The organism is Sulfitobacter sp. IGS-18, assembly GCF_059628195.1.
In genome coordinates this window covers 59,720-75,273 of the sequence record NZ_JCAQIH010000002.1, presented here as the reverse complement: position 1 = coordinate 75,273, position 15,554 = coordinate 59,720, and the positions used below count along the sequence as shown (strand labels likewise).

General features: G+C 62.3%; 14 protein-coding genes. 4 read left to right on the top strand and 10 right to left on the bottom strand.

Going from position 1 to position 15,554, the window contains the following annotated elements:
• Positions 1-108: 108 nt before the first annotated feature.
• The 3 genes from ACWNZ3_RS18510 to ACWNZ3_RS18500 all read left to right on the top strand — a co-directional run bounded on the left by ACWNZ3_RS18510 (position 109) and on the right by ACWNZ3_RS18500 (position 2,865).
• Positions 109-792 (top strand): endonuclease/exonuclease/phosphatase family protein, encoded by a 684-nt coding sequence (locus tag ACWNZ3_RS18510; protein WP_274575805.1) that lies wholly within the window; start codon positions 109-111, stop codon positions 790-792.
• Positions 789-2,222, top strand: coding sequence for a cardiolipin synthase (gene cls, locus ACWNZ3_RS18505; RefSeq protein WP_496902173.1), 1,434 nt, complete (start codon positions 789-791; stop codon positions 2,220-2,222). Before ACWNZ3_RS18510 ends, cls begins: the two co-directional genes overlap by 4 nt.
• A 316-nt stretch (positions 2,223-2,538) precedes the next feature.
• Positions 2,539-2,865 (top strand): transposase, encoded by a 327-nt coding sequence (locus tag ACWNZ3_RS18500; RefSeq protein ID WP_496902308.1) that lies wholly within the window; start codon positions 2,539-2,541, stop codon positions 2,863-2,865.
• 259 nt (positions 2,866-3,124) lie between these two features.
• Here the strand turns inward: ACWNZ3_RS18500 and adh are convergent, their stop codons facing one another.
• The 5 genes from adh to hemC form a co-directional block, all read right to left on the bottom strand.
• The gene (gene adh, locus ACWNZ3_RS18495) at positions 3,125-4,648 is read right to left on the bottom strand and encodes an aldehyde dehydrogenase (protein WP_496902172.1); all 1,524 of its coding nucleotides are present in this window, start codon (positions 4,646-4,648) and stop codon (positions 3,125-3,127) included.
• A gap of 129 nt (positions 4,649-4,777) precedes the next feature.
• Positions 4,778-5,734 carry a GAF domain-containing protein gene (locus tag ACWNZ3_RS18490; RefSeq protein WP_496902171.1) on the bottom strand — a complete coding sequence of 319 codons (957 nt, stop codon included), beginning with the start codon at positions 5,732-5,734 and terminating at the stop codon, positions 4,778-4,780.
• 360 nt (positions 5,735-6,094) lie between these two features.
• Positions 6,095-7,630 (bottom strand): glycosyltransferase family 2 protein, encoded by a 1,536-nt coding sequence (locus ACWNZ3_RS18485; RefSeq protein WP_496902170.1) that lies wholly within the window; start codon positions 7,628-7,630, stop codon positions 6,095-6,097.
• 3 nt (positions 7,631-7,633) lie between these two features.
• The gene (locus ACWNZ3_RS18480) at positions 7,634-8,104 is read right to left on the bottom strand and encodes a hypothetical protein (RefSeq protein WP_496902169.1); all 471 of its coding nucleotides are present in this window, start codon (positions 8,102-8,104) and stop codon (positions 7,634-7,636) included.
• A gap of 302 nt (positions 8,105-8,406) precedes the next feature.
• Positions 8,407-9,354, bottom strand: coding sequence for a hydroxymethylbilane synthase (gene hemC, locus ACWNZ3_RS18475; protein ID WP_496902168.1), 948 nt, complete (start codon positions 9,352-9,354; stop codon positions 8,407-8,409).
• Between the two features lie 96 nt (positions 9,355-9,450).
• On the opposite strand from hemC, the gene hemE reads away from it, so the two are divergent.
• Entirely contained in the window at positions 9,451-10,491 is a 1,041-nt protein-coding gene (gene hemE, locus ACWNZ3_RS18470) for a uroporphyrinogen decarboxylase (protein WP_496902167.1), read from the top strand.
• A 31-nt stretch (positions 10,492-10,522) separates the two neighbouring features.
• Here hemE and ACWNZ3_RS18465 read toward each other — a convergent pair whose 3' ends face one another.
• From ACWNZ3_RS18465 to ugpC, 5 genes are all read right to left on the bottom strand, one after another.
• On the bottom strand, positions 10,523-11,377 hold the full coding sequence (locus tag ACWNZ3_RS18465) for an ABC transporter permease (RefSeq protein ID WP_496902166.1): 855 nt from the start codon (positions 11,375-11,377) through the stop codon (positions 10,523-10,525).
• The gene (locus ACWNZ3_RS18460; RefSeq protein WP_443069504.1) at positions 11,374-12,237 is read right to left on the bottom strand and encodes an ABC transporter permease; all 864 of its coding nucleotides are present in this window, start codon (positions 12,235-12,237) and stop codon (positions 11,374-11,376) included. Before ACWNZ3_RS18460 ends, ACWNZ3_RS18465 begins: the two co-directional genes overlap by 4 nt.
• Entirely contained in the window at positions 12,230-13,324 is a 1,095-nt protein-coding gene (locus ACWNZ3_RS18455) for an ABC transporter ATP-binding protein (protein ID WP_496902165.1), read from the bottom strand. The genes ACWNZ3_RS18460 and ACWNZ3_RS18455 overlap by 8 nt, the downstream gene beginning before the upstream one ends.
• Before the next feature lie 65 nt (positions 13,325-13,389).
• Entirely contained in the window at positions 13,390-14,442 is a 1,053-nt protein-coding gene (locus tag ACWNZ3_RS18450; RefSeq protein WP_496902164.1) for an extracellular solute-binding protein, read from the bottom strand.
• 110 nt (positions 14,443-14,552) lie between these two features.
• A complete protein-coding gene (gene ugpC, locus ACWNZ3_RS18445; RefSeq protein WP_274575795.1) occupies positions 14,553-15,554 on the bottom strand; it encodes a sn-glycerol-3-phosphate ABC transporter ATP-binding protein UgpC in 1,002 nt (333 codons plus the stop codon).

Genomic DNA, 15,554 nt, shown 5'->3' with positions numbered 1-15,554 from the left:
TGAGAAATGAAGTTCCCTACGCGGGCCTATGGCGCGGACAACCAGCTTGACAGCGCGATCGGTGATCTGCGGTAGTGGGGCCGCAAAGATATCGCAGGAAAGGAATATATGCGGGTCGCGAGTTACAACATCCGCAAAGCCGTTGGCCTTGATTGGCGGCGCGACCCGGATCGGATTGTTGATGTCCTGGCTGAAATCAATGCGGATATCATCGTTCTTCAGGAAGCGGACCGGCGGGTCGGCACCCGGGCAGGTGTGCTGCCTCTGGATCGCCTGGAAACCGAGTTTGATTACATCATGACCGATGTTTCCCTGCATCCGCTCAGCCATGGCTGGCACGGGAACGCGATACTGGTGCGATCACGCTTTGCCGATCATGTCCCGGAGAGGATCGAGCTACCGACACTGGAGCCGCGCGGGGCGGTTTCGGTGCGGCTGGAGCAACCGCAGCTTGAGGTGATCGGCGTCCACCTCGGGCTTACGCCGGGTATGCGGCGCAAACAGATGTCGACCTTGCAAGAGGTGATGAAAGATCGCGATCATCCTGTTCTGCTGGCAGGCGATTTCAACGAGTGGAATGTCGGCCGGTTGCCCTTCGATGCGCCGGCAGATGTTGTCTCTCCGGGACCGAGCTTCCACGCAACCCGTCCGACCGCCGCGCTTGACAGATTTGTCCTCGGCAAGGGGTTACGCGCAGTGTCAGCACATGTGCATCATTCCACTTTGGCGAAACGCGCGTCGGATCACCTGCCCGTCGTCATCGACATTGCCTTCACGGAGACCATGACATGACGACAGTTTTGCTCACGGCTCATATTTTGGTCGTGATCGGGTTTACGCTCCGTATCCTGCTGCGCGATGATCTTTCGCCACAGGCACGTCTGGCATGGTTCATCATCCTTACGGTGCTGCCCTATGTCGGAACCGTGATCTATTTCCTGTTTGGCGAAATCGACGTCGGGAACCATGCGAACCAGCGCCACAAGGAGGTTTTCGACCAGATCCGTGCCAGAGCACCCCACCTCATGGGGAACCCGGATGATACGGAGCGGCTGATCGACCCGCTTTACAGGTCGGCCTTTCGATATGCGGCGTCGATCAACGGATTCCACGCGGTTGCCGGGAACCGGGCCGAGGTGATGGCCGACGCCGCTGCCACGAATGCGCATCTCATCGCAGATATCGACGCCGCGCAAAGCCATGTCCACGTGCTTTATTACATCTGGCTCGATGACCGGACCGGCACAGAGGTCGCGCAGGCCCTGATCCGCGCGGCACAGCGGGGTGTCACCTGCCGGGCCATGGCCGATGGTTTGGGGTCGCGGGCCCTGATCAAGTCGCCGCTCTGGCAGCAGATGAAGGATGCGGGCGTGCAGATGGCCGTGGCCCTGCCTTTCGGGAACCTGATCCGCACGCTGCTGACCAGTCGCATAGACCTGCGCAATCACCGCAAGATCACGGTCATCGACAGCAGGATCACCTATTGCGGCAGCCGGAACTCGGCCGATCCGGAATTTCTCGTCAAGGCAAAATATGCCCCCTGGGTCGACATCATGCTGCGGTTCGAAGGCGCCATTGTCGCGCAGAATGAACTGTTGTTCCTCAGTGACTGGATGCAGGCCACCGGAAACACGCCCGACGGCTTCACGCTGACAGCAAGCCCGACCGATGAGGGGTTCCCGGCGCAAGTGATGGGCGATGGCCCGACCGAGCGTCGGGGCGCCACGCCGCAGCTTTTCTCAAACCTCATCACTTGTGCGCAGGACAGCCTGACACTCTCGACCCCGTATTTCGTGCCGGATGCGACCGTTCTGGAAGCCTTGTGTTCCGCCGCTCATCGCGGCGTCAGGGTGACGCTGATCTTTCCCAGGGTAAATGACAGCTGGATCGTCGCCGCGGCAAGCCGGAGTTATTATCGCAGGTTGCTCTCTGCCGGATGCGAGATCCATGAATTCGAGGGCGGCCTGCTGCATGCCAAGACGCTGACGCTGGATGGCAAGGTGACGCTTGTGGGCTCGTCGAACCTCGATCTTCGCAGCTTTGACCTCAATTACGAGAACAACATTCTGCTGCAGGATCAGGACGTGACCCAGGCCGTGCGCGAGCGCCAGGCGGATTATATCGCGCGTTCCGCTCCCGTGACCCTTGATCTGGTGGCTGCATGGCCACGGCACAGGCGCATCTGGAATAACGTGATTGCCACGATCGGCCCCGTACTTTGACCGGCGCAGGTTCGCTTGACGAGGAGCCGGGACCTCAGCATTCCGGCCATTCGCTGAACGCGCAGCATAACTCTGTCCAGAAGTCGGGACATTTGCGACACAACCGGCGACAATACCGGGCCACCACATAGAAGCAGGTGGCGCCGCCGCGCCACCGACTGGTTCATTTCGGTCTTGTTAATACGCCATCACAATTCGCCGGCGGGTCGGAGCAGCAATTTGCCGGTAGTGGAGCGATTTTCCAAGTCAGCTGACCTGCTCCCCTGAAAGGCCCTCGATTTGAGGTTTGCCTGTTCTCCAACTGAGGAGTCAGACGATAAAGAGAAGCCGTTTCAGCGAAGAACAGATCACTGGGATATTGAAAGAGCATCAGGCTGGGCTCGGTGCTAAAGAGTTGAGCCGAAAGCACGGCGTCAGCGATGCAACTTATTACAAATGGCCTTCGAAGCGCCTTGCCGATGCGGAACTGCGGACTAGGATGAAAGACCGAGCCGCCAAGCGGCGGCGGTTTGGCTATTCACTGCCCGACAGAGCATCGCGCGGCAATGTCCCGAAAGGGGCGATTGCACATCCTACTGAAGCGCAGGGGATCGAAACAGCGCACATGATCCGGAAAGGACAACCCGGTGGGGGCTGCCCGTAACTCGTGTCAGTGCGAACTTTGCGACGGAACCGCATCATGCTGCTGTAGCGCGGAAACGCCACCTGTCCCGACTGTTCAGATTTACGGTGCCAACTCTCTCGCAGACAAGGCAAGTTGATGTGACAGCAGCTATCGTCGTCCAAGTTGAAACCGAATTGGCCGGGAAAATGTTGTGTGTGCTGCGGCGCAGATGTGGCCCCAAGTCGTCCGGATTGAACCGAAAACGGCCCCCCGGATCGGGGGGCCGCTGCACAGGATCTTAGAAAAAGCCCAGTTTGTTGGGGTTGTAGCTGACCAGCAGGTTCTTGGTTTGCTGATAATGGTCCAGCATCATCTTGTGGTTTTCACGTCCGATGCCCGACTGTTTGTAGCCGCCAAAGGCCGCGTGGGCGGGGTAGGCGTGGTAGTTGTTCACCCAGACCCGGCCCGCTTCGATCGCGCGGCCGACGCGGTAGCAGGTGTTCATGTCGCGCGACCACACGCCGGCGCCCAGCCCGTACATGGTGTCATTGGCAATCGCGAGGGCTTCGGCCTCGTCCTTGAAGGTGGTGACAGAGACCACGGGGCCAAAGATTTCCTCCTGGAACACGCGCATCTTGTTGTGGCCCTTCAGGATCGTCGGCTGGATGTAGTTGCCGCCCGACAATTCGCCGGTGAACTCTGCCGCCGCACCGCCGATCAGCACTTCGGCGCCCTCTTCGCGGCCGATGGTGAAATAGGACAGGATCTTGTCCTGCTGCGCCTTGCTGGCCTGCGCGCCCACCATGGTTTCGGGGTTGCGCGGGTCGCCGTGTTTGATCGCTTTGACCCGTGCGATGACGCGCTCCATGAAGGCGTCGTAGATGTCCTCCTGGACCAGCGCACGCGACGGGCAGGTGCAGACCTCGCCCTGGTTGAAGGCGAACAGGACGAACCCTTCGACCGCCTTGTCCAGGAACGCGTCATCCTCGCGCATGATGTCGGCGAAGAACAGGTTGGGGCTTTTGCCGCCCAGTTCCAGCGTCACGGGGATCAGGTTTTCGGTGGCGGCCTTCATGATCGTGCGGCCCGTCGCGGTCGAGCCGGTAAAGGCGATCTTGGCGATGCGTTTGGACGTGGCCAGCGCCGCGCCGACCTCGGCCCCGTAGCCGTTGACGATGTTCAGCACACCGGCGGGCAGGATGTCCGCGATGATCTCGGCCAGCACCATGATCGCGGCGGGGGTCTGTTCGGCGGGTTTCATCACGATGCAGTTGCCAGCCGCCAATGCGGGTGCCAGTTTCCACGCCGCCATCAGGATCGAGAAGTTCCACGGGATGATCTGGCCGACCACGCCCAGCGGTTCGTGGTAGTGATAGGCGACGGTGTCGGCGTCGATCTCGCTCATCGAGCCTTCCTGCCCGCGCAGCACGCTTGAGAAATAGCGGAAGTGGTCGGCCGACAGCGGAATGTCGGCGGCCATGGTTTCGCGGATCGGCTTGCCGTTGTCCCATGTTTCGGCCTGCGCCAGCAGCTCAAGGTTGGCGTCGATGGCATCTGCGATTTTCAGCAGCAGGTTGGCGCGTTCGGTGGCCGAGGTCTTGCCCCATGCACCCTTGGCGGCATGGGCGGCGTCCAGCGCCAGTTCCACGTCGGCGGCGTCCGAGCGGGCGCAGTCGTTGATCTTTTCGCCGGTGATCGGCGTGACGTTTTCGAAATAGCGCCCGTTCACCGGGGCGACGAATGTGCCGCCGATGAAGTTGTCATAGCGGGTCTTGAACGGCGATGTGTAGGTGCCGGATTCGGTATGTGCGAGATCTTTCATGTGTGGTTCCTCCTGAGAATACCGGGTCTCCCTCCCGGATTGCGCACAAGGTGACGGGGCGCGGGGCAGCCGTCATCAGGGGGAAAGTGAAAGTTCGGGAAAACTGTCTCGGAAGTGAGACAGGCGGGCCTAGGTTTCGTCGAGGCCCAGCCGCTTCATGCGCCGGTACAGGGTGGCGCGGCCCACGCCAAGCTGTCGCGCGGCCTGCGAGACGTTGCCACCGGCACGGGCCAGCGCGCGCAGCACGGCGGCGCGTTCGGCCCGTTCAAAGCCGGTTACCTCGTCGTCGCGCCCCAGCAGGTCGGCGGCGGGGCGGGCGGTCAGCGGGCCAGTGCCTGCCATGCCGAACAGCGCCCGCGCGGCGCGGGTGGCCCCGACCACCAGATCGTTGCCGTCCACCGCCAGCAGCGTAGCGGCGTCGCTGTCATTGCCTGCGGCGATGATCCGCGCGGGGGTATAGGTGGAGCGAAAGTTGGCCTCTTCGATGGCGCGGGCGGTCTGGGCGACCTGCGCGCTGATCAGCCGGTTGAACGCCTCGGTCTGGTCGGCGCGGGCGGATGACACGTCCAGCGCGCCGATGATCGCGCCATCGGCCCCGTAGATCGGCGCGTCGATACAGCTCATGTCGGTGTTGCGGGACAGGAAATGGTCGCCCTGGTGGATGATGACGCGGCGACGTTCGGTCAGGCAGGTGCCGATGCCGTTGGTGCCCTCGCGTTCCTCGCTCCAGTTCGCCCCGGCGCACAGGCCCCAGCGTTCAAAGGCCGCGGTGTCAGCGTCGGAGATGCGCTGGTCCAGCACCACACCGTCGCTGTCGGTCAGCAGAACGGCAAAGCCGGACAGGCCCACCAGCGCATAAAGCGCGTCCAGACGCGGGGCGGCCACGCTCAGGAATTGTTCCAGCTCGGCGCGGCGCTGGTTCAGGGCGCTTTGCTCCAGCCGCTCGGGCGCGCGGTGTTCGTCGGGGGTAAGCCCGTGTTTTTGCACCGACCGGTGCCAGCTGGCCGCGATCTGCGACCGGGCAGCAGCAGAAGACGACTGTGTCGCTTGCAGGACCTTGTCGGCGTGGGACGGGGCGCGGGGCACGGCTGACCTCTGGCGGTTGCGGGTGTGCAGCAGCCTACAGGCGATTCCCTTGATCGCGCAACAGTCTTGGGTCTGGGGGGCCTTGATGATGTGACCACCCCCGACGGCATCAATGTGCCAAGGTTGTGACGGAGACGTTGATTGAGGGTGAAACAGTCGAAGGGGTGGCTCAGCGCTATGATCTGTTTCCGAGCAGGGTGACGGATCGGCGTCGCATGGCGCGGCAGGGCAAGCTGGTGTTTCCCAATTCGATGTGCATGGGATTTGTGCCGGTTGAAGTGGATCAAGCGGCAGTGCCTGTGGTCGCCCCCGTCGTTGCGGGACGGTTAGACACGCTCGATATTATCAGGGAGGCACATGTTATGCCGGGTGGCGAAACTGCAGGTACGCGCTGATCCGCGCTTCGATCTCGTCAGCGATGCTTTCCGCGTCGCGATCCAGCGCGTCGACAACCCCCTGGACAACCTCCCGATCATCGGCAGCCACACCCAAAGCCAGATTGAACTGTTCGGGATGCGGCGGGTAATCCGACGCCTCTGGCAGGATCAGCACCACTTCATTCATATGTGGATGGCGCGCCGCCCATGTATCCGGTCCGTCCACCTGCAGGCGGTGGCCGCGTTTCTCAAGTTCGGTCACAAGGCGCTTTGTCGTGTCACCCTGTGGCGCAGCGGATTGTTTGATCGCAATGGAAAACCGCAGATCGGCCAGCGTTTCTGCTATCGTGGCAAAGCCGCGCGCGTTCTTGTAGGAAACGACCCGCTCGAAAATATAGGGCTTTGAAGTGGAAATCCGCGACTTGTCCTGCGCGTCGTCGGAATAGAGGCACCCGATGAAAGGGCAATAGACAGGCCGTTCCGCCTGTGTGTAGCGCAGGATGAGATCCCAATCAACCATCCGCCGCAACTGGCCATCGAAGGTGCCGAATTCGCCAGTCATGTCAGCCCGATGGCAGAACACGTTCAGGTCGACGTAGTTGCCGTCGACGCAATGCGCCCAGTCAAAAGGCTCGCCCCGGTAGCCTGCCACCGCGCCATCGCGGTTGAGCAACAGGCTCGCGGCATAGCCGCATCGCGCGCCGGAGGTCTCCAGCGCGATCAGCATCAGACGCAGGAAATCGGCGGTCCAGAGGTTGTCGCTGTCGAGGTAGAAAATCACCTCGCCCGATGCCCGGGCCAGCCCCGCGTTACGGGCGGCGGACACCCCGGCATGTTCGGTGTGACAACAGATCAACCGCGGATCGGCTGAAAGGCCCTTCAGGACGTCAATTGTGAAATCGGTGCTGCCGTCGTCCACCACGATCAGCTCAAGGTTGTGGTGCGACTGGGCCAGCACGGAGCGCACCGCAGCGGTCAGGGTCGCCCCCCGATTGTAGGTCGCCATGATCACGCTGACGAATGTGTTCCGCGCCACCAGATCCGCATCATGCTGCGCGCTCAGCGCATTCACGAAGCGTCTGGCCGCCGCATGGTCGAATGTTGTCATCAGCCGATGGGGCCGCTGATGCAGCCTGGCGGCAAATGTCTTTTGCAGGGTTTCCTGCGCGGCAGCAGGCAAGGGTTCTGCCACGCTGCGATCGATCAGGGATTGCATCACCGGATCGAACGGGGCGCTGTCAGCCAGCAGGCTGGGCGATGCCTCCCTGCCCTCGTGCTTGCCAAAAAGCTCATAGTGCCACAGCGGGTTGTGCCCGACCTCGGCAACCTCAGGATTGCGGGCAAGATAGCCCGTGGAACTGAAATCCGGGCCCGGGTCACGGCCGATCTTCGCGCCGTAGACCGCATAGTGATGTGCCGCCGACCGGTCATACAAGGTGACATCCGGGTAGGTCCGGCGATACCATCCAGCATCGAACAACGCGCTGTCTTCGATGACCTTGATCGGGTCCTGGGGCATTGCCTAGCCCCGCCCCCGGCCGCGTGCCAGCCAGCGCAGTGGCCGGGTCAGACGCCAGGATCTGCTGGCACGCATATCGCAAAGCGATTGTTCGAGGTCTGCGATAACCCCGGCCTGCTGCTGATGCTCAAGGGCGCTTTCGTCTTTCTGCCGGGCCAGCGCTGCTGCACCGGCTTTCAACTCCGCCTCCAGCTTTGCAAGCGCGCTCGCTTGCGCTTCCAACTGACTGGCACGGGCGGTCAGTTCCGCCTCTGCCGCATTGCTGCGCTGATCGGCCAGATTGGCAAGGTCCGCAAGTTCACGTTCGCGCGTCGCCAGTGTGACGCGCAAGGACCGCGCCCGCTCCTCCACCTTGCGCAGCTGAGCGTCAAAGATCTGCTCTGCATCCAGCAACAACCGGTTCACGTCTTCCGCAGAATAGCCACCGGCCTTGTCCTCGGCCACCACCGGCCGATAGGCAGGATTCCGTTCCAAAACCCGATACCGATCGAACTTTGATGCCATTACTTTACTCACCACAGTGACAGGGCTGCCCTTGGGATACCGGCGATGCTTCAAAACGGCAGGAAATGCAATGGCCAACAGCGGCCATCGCAACACCGCCGTCAGGCCTTGCATTCATTCTTCGGGGTCTGACTGCAAGCGATGCTGTTACCATAGCTTCACATAAGGCAATTGCCGCGAAAGTCACAGCATCTGTGTTATTGCAGCCCGGTTGTCGACGGTCGGTTCAGCCGCCGCTCCGGGGTGCGGCGCGCCTGGCACCCTGCCGGATCTCACGCCCGCCAGTCAAAGAACCCCGGACCGGCCTGTGCAAGCAGCCTGCGGGCCATGTCCTGCCCCGCCCTGGCGCCATCCTCCACCGGGCAGGTGATCGCGTCGCTCAGCGCTTCGGACCCATCCGGGCGCAGCACCTCGCCGCGCAGCTGCAGCGTGCCCCCCTCCAGCACAGCCAGCCCGGCGATGGGGGTCTCGCAGGAGCCGTCGAGTTCCTGCAGAAACGCCCGTTCGGCCGTGAGCCGCTGGCCGGTGGTCCGGTCATGGATCGCTTCCAGCAATTCCGCCATGCGGGTGTCATCGCTCCGACGCTCGATCCCGATGGCGCCCTGCGCCACGGCGGGCAGCATCATGTCCACTTCAATCGCGGTCGCAGGCACCTGATCCATCTTCAACCGGTTCAATCCGGCCATGGCCAGAAACGTCGCCTCTGCCACACCCTGATCCAGCTTCATCAGCCGGGTCTGCAGGTTACCGCGAAACTCCACAACCTCCAGATCGGGCCGCCGCAGTTTCAGCTGCGCCCGCCGGCGCAAACTGGAGGTCCCCACCACCGTGCCTGCGGGCAGATCGGCCAGCCCCTTTGCGCGGGGCGAAATGAACGCATCCCGCACATCCTCGCGCGGCAGGTAGGTATCCAGCAGTAGCCCCTGCGGTTGAAGCGTCGGCATGTCCTTCATCGAATGCACCGCGATGTCGATCCTGCCTGCCAGCAGATCATCCTCGATCTCACGCGTGAACAGGCCCTTGCCGCCGATTTCCTTCAGCGGGCGGTCAATGATCTTGTCCCCCGTCGTCTTGATCACGACGATGGTGAAAGCCTCCAACGGCAGATCAAAAGCCTGCGCCAGCCTGTCGCGCGTCTCATGCGCTTGCGCAAGCGCCAGCGGGGACCCTCGGGTGCCGATGTTCAGGGGGTTCTGCGGGTTGGGCAAATCAAAGGTCATGGCCTTTCGTACATTTGCATTAACGGGCTGACAACTCTTGTCTCTCCCCCGCTGAAAAAGCATGATAGATGAAACACTTCCATCAAGAGTACCCCCATGAGCAAGACAAAAACCATCCTGCGCGCGCTGGCGGGCGAAACCCTTCCGGTCCCGCCCATATGGATGATGCGGCAAGCGGGCCGCTATCTGCCGGAATACAAGGCGACGCGTGCCCAGGCGGGGGATTTCCTGTCTCTTTGCTACAATCCCGAACTGGCCGCCGAGGTCACCTTCCAGCCAATCCGCCGCTATGGCTTTGACGCGGCGATCCTTTTTGCCGACATCCTGTTGGTGCCGCAGGCGCTGGGGGCCGACCTGTGGTTCGTCACCGGCGAGGGGCCGCGCCTGTCCACCATCACCACCCAGGCCGAAGTGGAGGCCCTGAAACCCGCCGAGGCCATCCATGACAGGCTGAGCCCGATCTACGAGACGGTTGGTATTCTGTCCAAGGGCCTGCCGGAGGAAACCACGCTGATCGGGTTCGCCGGCGCGCCCTGGACCGTGGCCACCTATATGATTGCCGGTCGTGGCACGCCCGACCAGGGGCCGGCCCATGCGCTGAAATCCGAGAACCGCGCCGTATTCGAGACGCTGATGGACAAGATCACCGACGCGACGGTGCTTTATCTCTCCGAACAGATCAAGGCGGGCGCAGAGGTGGTCAAGATCTTTGACAGCTGGGCCGGGTCGCTGCAGGGGGCGGACTTTGACACCTATTCCCTGAAGCCCATGCAGCGCATCACCAGCGCCCTGCACGAGATGCATCCCGGTGTGCCGGTCATCGCCTTCCCGCGCGGAGCCGATGCGCGCTATGAAGGGGCGCACAAGGCCATCGGCGCGGAATGCATCGCCATTGACGACGGCGTCAGTGCCGAATGGGCGGCCAGCCACGTCCAGACCGCAGGCTGCGTGCAGGGCAACCTGAAATCCTCTCACATGGTCACGGGTGGCGACGCGCTGGTCAGCGAAACCCGCCGCATCGTCAAGGCATTGTCGGGCGGCCCACATATCTTCAACCTTGGCCATGGCATCACACCTGACGCCGACCCCGAGAATGTGCAGCTGATGATCGATACGGTCCGCGAAGGCCGGGGCTGACCCCTGTCAGGGGCGTTGCCGGCCCCGGCCGTCAATCCTGTCGCTTCTCCAACAAGAGGGAGGCGAGCCCCAACAGGGCTGACACCACGATCAGCAGCAGGGACACCGCGTTCAGCACCGGGGTCGAACCCAGCTTGAGCCGGTCGAACATGGTGATCGTCAGCGGGGCGTCTGATCCGACCAGCATCAGGGTGGTGTTGAAATTCTCGAAACTCATCAACACCGCCACGACCCCGGCGGCCCCCATCGCGGGGTAGAGGAACGGTAGCGTGATCGCCCGCACGGCCCCCCAGCGGGTCGCGCCCAGGTTCAGCGCCGCTTCCTCAAGCGCCGGATCGAACTTTTGCAGCCGGGCAGAAATCACCAGCGTGGCAAATGTCGTGATGAAGGAAAATTGCCCCAGCACCACCAGGATCAGACCGGGCCGCAGCCCGTCGAACCACAGGCCCGTCGCGTCCTCCAACGTGTTGGCGACCGAGGATGAAAACACCAGAATCGAAATCCCCAGGATGATGCCGGGAATGATAAGCGGCAGCAGCATCAGGATATAAAGCACGCCCTTGCCCGGAAAATCGTGCCGCACGAACAAAAAGGCGTTGCAGGTGCCCACCGCCACCGACAGCAGCGCCACCCAGAAGGCCACGATGCCCGATGTCACGATGGACCGCAGGATCGGTCGCTCGTGAAAGACACCGATATAGGGTGCCTCATCGCCAAAGAACCAGGCCCAGGTGAACCCCTCCCAGGGCAGCGAGGGAAACACGGAATCGTTGAAGGCAAAGACACAGACAGTGACCAGCGGCAGTGCCAGGAAAACGAAGAACAGGGCGACATAGGCCCGGTAGGTCCATTTGAATGCGCCGCTTTGGGGGATGCCGGTAATCATGTCTGGGCCATCGTCTTTCCCAGCGATTGCCGGGTCAGTTTCAGGCCAACAAAGACGATCAGCGACGACAGCCCCAGCAACAGAAAGCCAAATGCCGAGCCCAGCTCCCAGTTGAAGCGGGTGATGAACTGGCTGTAGATCAGCCCGGTAAACCACAGGCTGTCCTTGCCGCCCAGCAGGATCGGCGTCAGGTAATTGCCAAGGCTCAGCATGAAGACCACGATGCAGCCCGACACGATACCGGGCATGGCATGGGGGATCACGATCTCGCGCAGGATGGCGATGCCGCTGGCCCCCAGGTCATAGCCCGCCTCGATCAGGCTGTCGTCCAGACTGTCCAGCGTCGTGACCAGCGGCACCACCATGAACAGCATGGAGGTATAGACCAGCCCCACCATGATAGCGGCATCGTTGTACAGCATCTCCACCGGCGCATCGGCCAGCCCGACATATTGCAGCAGGTTGGAGAATATCCCGGTCTCGCGCAGCAGGATCATCCAGCCAAAGGTGCGCACCAGTTCGCTGACCCAGAACGGGATCAGGCACATCAGGAACAGCGTGGTCTTGCTGCGCCCGCGCGTCAGCTTGGCAATGTAATAGGCGATCGGAAAGCCGATCAGCAGCGTCAGCACCGTAGAGGCGATCGACATATAGGCCGTGCGCGCGAAGGTGTTCCAGTAGAGCGGTTCGTTGAAGAACACGGCATAATTGGCAAAGCTGGTCTCGTATTCGCGCACGCCCACCTTCTCGCGCAGGGACACGATGAACATGCCCACATGGGGCAGGATGATCAGCGTCACCAGCCACAGCAGCAGCGGGGCCAGCAGCAGATAGAACGTCAGTTTCGATCGGTCAGCCATCAGCATAGACCCGCGTCTGCTCCGCGTCCCAGCGGAAATGAACGGTATCGCCCTGTTGCAGGTCGCGGTATTCGCCGGTCTGCGGCAGGGCCACGCTGATCTCTGCGCCGCTTTGCGCATCGCGCAGCAGCACCTGCGAATTGGCCCCGTTGAACAGCACGCTTTGCACCGTCCCCTCGCCCCCGTTTCCGATGGTGTCTTGCGGTGCGCGCGACAGCCGCACCGCCTCGGGCCGGACAAAGACACGCACCCTGTCGCCCTTGGCCAACCCCTGCCCCGCCGCGACGCCCGTGATCACCCTGCCCGCCTCGCTGCGCAGGGTCAGCAGCCCGCCGCCCATTTCCTCGACCGTGGCGGCAAACTTGTTCGCCTCACCCACGAACCCGGCGACAAAGGCGGTCTGCGGTTCATAATAGAGCTCTTTCGCCGTGCCGACCTGTTCAAAGACACCGTGGTTCATCACCGCGATCTGGTCGGACATCACCAGCGCCTCTGACTGGTCATGGGTGATGTAGACAAAGGTGGTGTTGAATTCCGACTGCAACTGCTTGAGCTCGATCTTCATGTGTTCGCGCAGCTTCAGATCCAGCGCGCCCAGCGGTTCATCCAGCAGCAGCACGTCCGGCTCCAGCACCATGCAGCGGGCGATGGCGACACGCTGTTTCTGCCCGCCGGACAGCGAACTGACAGCCCGGTCCGCAACACCGGCCAGCCCGACACGCTCCAGCACCCGCTCCACCTGTTTCTTGGCATCCGTCTTGTTCACCCCGCGCTGGCGCAACCCAAAGCCCACGTTGGCGCCGATGTTCATCATCGGGAACAGGGCAAGGTGCTGAAACACCATCGACACGGGCCGCTTGTTCGGTGGCACATCCACAACCGACCGCCCCTTGATCAGCAGGTCACCGCTGGTGGGTTTCTGAAACCCCGCGATCATTCGCAGCAGCGTTGTCTTGCCACAGCCCGACGGCCCGAGGATGGAGAAAAACTTGCCCTGCGGGACGGAGAAACTGACGTTGTCCACCGCCCTGAAATCATCAAAGCTCTTGCAGATGTCGCGGCATTCAAGGTCTGGGGTTTCGGACATGGGAGGCCTTCAATAAAAGTGGGAAGCGCGGTTGCCGCGCTCCCCCTGCGTCATTTCATGGCCGATCAGTTGGCCGCGTTGATCCGGTCGAGCGCTGCACCTTCCAGCGCCTCAAGGCCAGCCGGAACCGTCGGATACCACTTGATGTTGTCGATGGCTTCCTGCGGGAAGCTGGCCTGATACTTGGCCTTCAGCGCGTCGTCCACGCCCTCATCGCCGCCCTGCGAAGCGGTGAAGTTTCCGGCTGACGCGGTGATCATCGCCGCGATTTCCGGTTTCATCACGAAATTGATCCAGGCATAGGCCGCATCGTCGGCACGGCCCCGTGCCGGCAGAGCAAAGGTGTCGATCCACCCCAGCGCCCCCGATGTGGGGGCAACAAAGGTGATGTCCTTGTTATCGTCGTTCAGCTGCCAGCCGCCGGTGTCCCATGCCATCGACGCCACGACTTCGCCCGAACGCAGCAGGTTCTTCAGCTCGTCGCCGCCATCCCAATAGGTTTTGACGTTGGGTTTGCACTCCACCAGCTTGGCTTCGACCTGATCAAGGATCGCCTTGTAGGCCGCTTCATCGCCATAGGCCGCAAAGGGGTCGAGACCCATCGCATAGGCGAAGCCGATCAATGTCGGACGCTTCAGACGGTAAGATACTTTCCCGGCGACATCGGCGTTGCAGAGGTCGGTATAGTCCTTCACGTCAGCCGCCATCGCGGTGTTCACCACAAGGCCCGAAGTGCCCCAGACATGCGGCACGGCATAGATCTCACCATCCACCGTGGTGTTTCCCTTGGTCGCTTCCAGCATCGAAGGGATGAACAGGCTGGCGTCGATCTTCGACATGTCCAGCGGCTTGTAGATGCCGAATTCGGCCTGCGGGCCCGCGATGCGGTCCTGGCTGGGCTGGGCAAGGTCAAAACCGCCACCATTGGTCGCGCGCAGTTTGGCGATCATTTCCTCGTTGTTCGACTTGGTCACTTCGACGGTATGGCCGGTCTCGGCCTCGAACATCTCGATCACGTTCTCGGGCGCATAGCCGCCCCAGGTCAAAAGGCGCAGCGTGTCCGCCTGCGCGGCAGAGCAGAGCGCCAGGACGGCAACGGTTGTCAGGATGGTTTTCATGATTTTCTCCAAATTGTGCCGGTGCGGTCAGGCCGCGCCGGGCTTCCTGGGTCGTAGTGTTCACATATGACAGCGGTGTGACACCCGAAGGGTTCTCAATGGCGCCATGATCAGCACCGTCTGCCACCCGTGTCAAAGAATATCCGATCCGCGTCCTGCCATTCGAGGTTCACCGCGGCACCTTCCGGAGGCATCGGAACAGAAGCGTCTTGCCGCACGGTGGCGCGGGTGCCATCCGCCAGATCCACATGCACCAGTGTTTCCGCCCCCAATGCCTCGTTATAGATCGCGGTGGCCCGGGTCCCCTGCCCGGCCAGCGCCAGGTTCTCGGGCCGGATGCCCAGCGTCTTTGCCCCTTCCGGTGCGTCCGTCGCCAGACCGGCAGGCAGGAAGTTCATCGGCGGCGAGCCGATGAAACCGGCGACGAATTCGGTCGCCGGGTTGGCATAGACCTCCAGCGGCGCGCCGATCTGGTCGGCGCGGCCCGCGTTCATCACGATCATCCGGTCGGCCAGGGTCATCGCCTCCACCTGGTCATGCGTCACATAAAGCGACGTGACCCCCAGACGGCGCTGCAACTGCTTGATCTCCAGCCGCATCTGCACCCGCAGCTTTGCATCCAGGTTGGACAGCGGCTCGTCAAACAGAAACACCGAAGGCTTGCGCACGATGGCCCGACCCATGGCCACACGCTGGCGCTGCCCGCCCGACAGTTCGCGCGGCCGCCGTTCAAGGTAATCGCCAAGCTGCAGCAGCGCCGCCGCCTCGTTCACCCGTTCGGCAATCTCGGCCCTGGGAGTGCCTGCGATCTTCAGGCCGTAAGCCATGTTGTCGAAGACCGACATATGCGGATAAAGCGCGTAGTTCTGGAACACCATTGCAATGTCCCGCTCCATCGGTTCACGTTCGTTCACGCGCGCGCCGCCGATCTGCACCTCTCCACCGGTCACGGTTTCCAGCCCGGCCACCATGCGCAGCAGTGTGGACTTGCCACAGCCGGATGGCCCGACGATCACGATGAACTCGCCGTCCTCGATCTCCATGTCGATCCCGTGGATCACCTCGGTCTTGCCGAATGTCTTCTTGATGCCCTTCAGGCTGACTGTCGCCAT

Excerpts from the sequence above, each read along its gene's own strand:
- ACWNZ3_RS18510 (WP_274575805.1), top strand. The coding sequence starts at position 109 with ATGCGGGTCGCGAGTTACAACATCCGCAAAGCCGTTGGCCTTGATTGG.
- cls (WP_496902173.1), top strand. The coding sequence starts at position 789 with ATGACGACAGTTTTGCTCACGGCTCATATTTTGGTCGTGATCGGGTTT.
- adh (WP_496902172.1), bottom strand. The coding sequence starts at position 4,648 with ATGAAAGATCTCGCACATACCGAATCCGGCACCTACACATCGCCGTTC.
- ACWNZ3_RS18485 (WP_496902170.1), bottom strand. The coding sequence starts at position 7,630 with ATGCCCCAGGACCCGATCAAGGTCATCGAAGACAGCGCGTTGTTCGAT.
- hemC (WP_496902168.1), bottom strand. The coding sequence starts at position 9,354 with ATGACCTTTGATTTGCCCAACCCGCAGAACCCCCTGAACATCGGCACC.
- hemE (WP_496902167.1), top strand. The coding sequence starts at position 9,451 with ATGAGCAAGACAAAAACCATCCTGCGCGCGCTGGCGGGCGAAACCCTT.
- ACWNZ3_RS18465 (WP_496902166.1), bottom strand. The coding sequence starts at position 11,377 with ATGATTACCGGCATCCCCCAAAGCGGCGCATTCAAATGGACCTACCGG.
- ACWNZ3_RS18460 (WP_443069504.1), bottom strand. The coding sequence starts at position 12,237 with ATGGCTGACCGATCGAAACTGACGTTCTATCTGCTGCTGGCCCCGCTG.
- ACWNZ3_RS18455 (WP_496902165.1), bottom strand. The coding sequence starts at position 13,324 with ATGTCCGAAACCCCAGACCTTGAATGCCGCGACATCTGCAAGAGCTTT.
- ACWNZ3_RS18450 (WP_496902164.1), bottom strand. The coding sequence starts at position 14,442 with ATGAAAACCATCCTGACAACCGTTGCCGTCCTGGCGCTCTGCTCTGCC.
- ugpC (WP_274575795.1), bottom strand. The coding sequence starts at position 15,554 with ATGGCGACAGTCAGCCTGAAGGGCATCAAGAAGACATTCGGCAAGACC.